Raw genomic sequence first — 4,117 nt, forward strand, 5'->3', positions numbered from 1 at the left:
TACGACTACCTCGCCCACAACGTCGCGGTGAAACTCACGAAGACCTGCCTGCAGATGTTGAAGCCGAACGGAACATTCCTGTTCGCCAACTACGCCGAGGGCACCCCCGACGCGGGGTATCGGGAGACGTTCATGGACTGGGTGTTGCTGCTGCGATCGGAGGTCGATATGTGGAACATCGTCAATGCCAGCGTCGACCGCAACACCGTCGAGGCGCAGGTATTCTTCGGCGAGAACCGCAACGTGCTCTATGCCGTCATCGAAAAGCGCGGATAGCGGCCGTCTGGGCTGCACCAGGCCGGTCGTGCCTTTGGCTTGCACCTCCGGCCGCCTTCCGCTATAGAGCCGCCACCCGCGTAGACACCCTTGGAGGCAACGCGGCGGAAGGCCGCCTTCCCGCATGATCCCGAAAAGTGGATTCCGGTTTTCGGACCAGATCATGCATGGGTATGTCGGCTTTCGACGTTTACGGTCCAGGCACTCTGCCCACCGTGAGCGCTCCAGAACAAACCGAAAGGAAATGCCATGAGCCACGACACTTACGAGCTCAAGGCCGAAGCACGCGAACAGGTCGGTAAGGGGTCCGCCCGTGCAGTTCGCCGCAACGGTAAAGTGCCTGCAGTAATTTATGGTGACAAGCAGCCTCCCCTGGCTATCGCGCTCACCTACAAGGACATCTACTACAAGATCCATGGCGGCGGGTTCCTGACCACGATCGCCACGATCGATGTCGACGGCAAGAAGATCCAGGTCCTGCCGAAGGACTTCCAGCTCGACCCGGTCAAGGATTTCCCTGTCCATGTCGACTTCCTGCGCATCGGCAAGGACACCGAAGTCAATGTCGACGTGCCTGTCCACTTCATCAACGAGGACAAGTCGCCCGGCATCAAGCGCGGCGGCGTGCTCAACATCGTGCGTCACGAAGTCGAGTTCCACTGCCCGGCCAATGCGATCCCGGAATTCATCACCGTCGATCTCACCGGCGCCAACATTGGCGATTCGATCCACATCTCGGCGGTCAAGCTGCCCGCTGGGGTCAAGCCTGTGATCTCCGACCGCGACTTCACCATCGCGACCATTGCCGGTTCGTCGGCGATGAAGCCGGAGACGGAAGAGACGGCTGAAGCGGCTGCACCTGAAGCGGCTCCTGCCGCCGAAGAGAAGTAACTCTTTCACGCCCGGAGCAGGCGATGCTGCTGTTTGCAGGTCTCGGCAATCCGGGCGCGAAATACGCCGGCAATCGGCACAATGTCGGTTTCATGGCGGCGGACGCAATCGCCCGCCGCCATTCCTTTTCGCCCTGGTCGAAGAAATTTCAGGGCCTGATCGCCGAGGGCTCGCTCGGCGGCGAAAAAGTCGTCCTGATCAAGCCGCAGATCTTCATGAACCTGTCCGGCCAGTCGGTCGGCGAAGCGCTGCGCTTCTACAAGCTCGAGCTTTCCGCGCTCACCGTCTTCTATGACGAGATCGATCTTGCCGAAGGCAAGCTGCGCATAAAGACCGGCGGCGGCGCCGGCGGCCATAACGGCATCCGTTCGATCGATGGCCATGTCGGCAACGCCTATCGCCGCGTACGCATCGGCGTCGGCCATCCAGGCGTCAAGGAAATGGTCCAGCACCATGTGCTCGGCGATTTCGACAAGGCGGACCGCGAATGGCTTGACCCGCTGCTCGACGCGATCGCCGACAACGCCGCCATGATCGCCAAAGGCGACGAATCCGGCTTCATGAACAAAGCCAGTCTCGCCGTCCAGGGCAAGGCCGGGCCGGAGCCCGAAAAATCGGCACCTAAGCAGCCGGCGCAGAAGCAGCAAAGTCACGTCCGCCAGGCACGGCCCCAACAGCCCCTGGCCAAGCTGCCGGAAAGCGGTCCGATGGCCGCCATGCTGAAGAAGCTGTTCGGCGGCAAGGACTGAGCATCAAGGGGACCGAAGGGCTTGACGTTGATCACCCCTATCGCCCATAGCCCTGATCAAATTTCTATTTCCCGATAGGACCGGACAAAATGGGTTTCAAATGCGGCATCGTTGGCTTGCCCAACGTCGGCAAGTCGACGCTTTTCAACGCGTTGACCAGAACGGCTGCGGCGCAGGCCGCCAACTATCCGTTCTGCACCATCGAACCGAATACCGGCGAGGTCGCGGTGCCCGATCCGCGCCTGCAGAAGATCGCGGCGATTGGCAAGTCAAAGGAGATCATCCCGACCCGCATCTCCTTCGTCGACATTGCCGGTCTGGTGCGCGGCGCCTCGAAGGGCGAAGGGCTGGGCAACCAGTTCCTCGCCAACATCCGCGAGGTCGACGCCATCGTGCATGTGCTGCGCTGCTTCGAGGATGACGACATTACCCATGTCGAGGGCCGCATCGACCCGGTGGCCGATGCCGAGACGGTCGAAACCGAGCTGATGCTCGCCGACCTCGACAGCCTCGAGCGCCGCATCGTGCAATTCCGCAAGCGCGCCGGCAGCAAGGACAAGGAAGCGACGTCAGTGCTGCCGATGATGGAGGCAGCGCTAGAACTGCTGCAGGCCGGCAAGCCGACCCGCATCCTGCTCAAGGATATTTCGGCCGAAGATTTGCGCATCCTGCAGGGCCTGAACCTTCTGACCTCGCATCCCGTGCTCTATGTCTGCAACGTCGCCGAGGCCGACGCAGCCACCGGCAACGAGCACACCAGGGCCGTGGAAAAGATGGCGACCGCCCAGGGCGCCGGCACCGTGGTGATCTCGGCCGCCATCGAAGCCGAGGTCGCACAGCTCTCCGATGAGGAAGAGATGGAATTCCTGTCCTCGCTCGGCCTCGACGAGCCCGGCCTCAACAAGGTCATCCGCGCCGGCTACGATCTGTTGCACCTCATCACCTACTTCACCGTCGGGCCGAAGGAGACGCGCGCCTGGACCATCCATAAGGGCGACAAGGCCCCCCAGGCCGCCGGCGTCATCCACACCGATTTCGAGCGCGGCTTCATCCGCGCCCAGACCATCGCCTACAATGACTTCGTCACACTGGGCGGCGAAGTGGCGGCCAAGGAAGCCGGCAAGGCCCGCGACGAAGGCAAGGAATATGTCGTCCAGGACGGCGACATCCTGCTGTTCAAATTCAACACCTGAGGCTGGTCTATCGAGCATCCAGACATCCGACGGGGTAACCGACGAAACTTTCAGGCGTGATTTTCCGACTCGGCCGGCGGCCATCCGGCGGGCCGCCCGGGACAGCCACTTGTCTTGATTTTGTCACGTCACAGGTCTAAGCGGCAGACGCACGGTCGGCGCTGGCGCCGGGAACCGTGCAATCCAACACGACGCGTCAATCCGAACGCACCCTTTGGCCCCAGCAAGGGAATCAGGCGATGATCAAGGCCTTCGTCGTGGACAATGATCGCCTGCGCGTCGTCGACGATCTCCTGGCAAACAGCGAGACCATCGTCTGGGCGGACCTCTTCAACCCGACAAAGGAAGAGGAAGCGACGATCGAGAGCTGGCTCGGCGTGGCCATTCCGACGCGCGAGGAGATGGAGGAGATCGAGATTTCGAGCCGCCTCTATGTCGAGGACGGCGCCTACTTCATGACCGCAACCCTGCCCGCGCAGACCGAGGTCGACGATCCCTTGATGTCGCCGGTCACCTTCGTGCTCGCCGGCACAAGGTTGATCACTGTGCGCTACCACGAGCCGAAGGCCTTCAAGACCTTTCCGCAGCGCGCCGAGAAGGTGGCGACCGGCTGCACCAGCGGCGACACCATCCTGATCGGCTTGCTGGAGGCGATCGTCGACCGTCTCGCCGACATTCTGGAGCGTGCCGGCCGTGACATCGAGGCGATCTCGCGCGATATCTTCGAGGCGCGATCGACCAAGGTTTCCAAGCGCAATCGCGACTTCCAGGAATTGTTGAAAGCCATCGGCCGCAAGGAGGACATCGCGTCTTCGATCCGCGACAGCCTGATCTCGCTGCAGCGCCTGGCGGGCTTTTTCGCCCATGCCTCGACCCGCACCAAGATGAGTAAGGACACCAAGGCGCGCATCAAGACGCTGTCTCGCGACGTGCTGTCACTCGCCGACCACGCCACTTTCCTGTCGCAGAAGATCTCCTTCCTGCTCGACGCGACGCTCGGCATGATCT

At 62.0% G+C, this 4,117-nt stretch carries 4 protein-coding genes and 1 pseudogene; all 5 read left to right on the forward strand.

What is annotated here, in order from left to right; all coding sequences use genetic code 11:
* Nucleotides 1-276: pseudogene (locus tag EN914_RS26745) on the forward strand (class I SAM-dependent methyltransferase); the annotation flags it as partial.
* A gap of 249 nt (nt 277-525) precedes the next feature.
* Entirely contained in the window at nt 526-1,167 is a 642-nt protein-coding gene (locus EN914_RS26750) for a 50S ribosomal protein L25/general stress protein Ctc (protein WP_013529995.1), read from the forward strand.
* Between the two features lie 23 nt (nt 1,168-1,190).
* Nucleotides 1,191-1,916 carry an aminoacyl-tRNA hydrolase gene (pth, locus tag EN914_RS26755; RefSeq protein WP_024505634.1) on the forward strand — a complete coding sequence of 242 codons (726 nt, stop codon included), beginning with the start codon at nt 1,191-1,193 and terminating at the stop codon, nt 1,914-1,916.
* Nucleotides 1,917-2,005: 89 nt separating this feature from the next.
* Nucleotides 2,006-3,109 carry a redox-regulated ATPase YchF gene (ychF, locus tag EN914_RS26760; protein WP_024505635.1) on the forward strand — a complete coding sequence of 368 codons (1,104 nt, stop codon included), beginning with the start codon at nt 2,006-2,008 and terminating at the stop codon, nt 3,107-3,109.
* Between the two features lie 239 nt (nt 3,110-3,348).
* On the forward strand, nt 3,349-4,117 hold a 769-nt coding region (locus EN914_RS26765), incomplete at its 3' end, for a CorA family divalent cation transporter (protein WP_127389358.1).

The organism is Mesorhizobium sp. M7A.F.Ca.CA.001.08.2.1, from assembly GCF_003998455.1.
Taxonomy (GTDB): Bacteria; Pseudomonadota; Alphaproteobacteria; order Rhizobiales; family Rhizobiaceae; genus Mesorhizobium; species Mesorhizobium ciceri.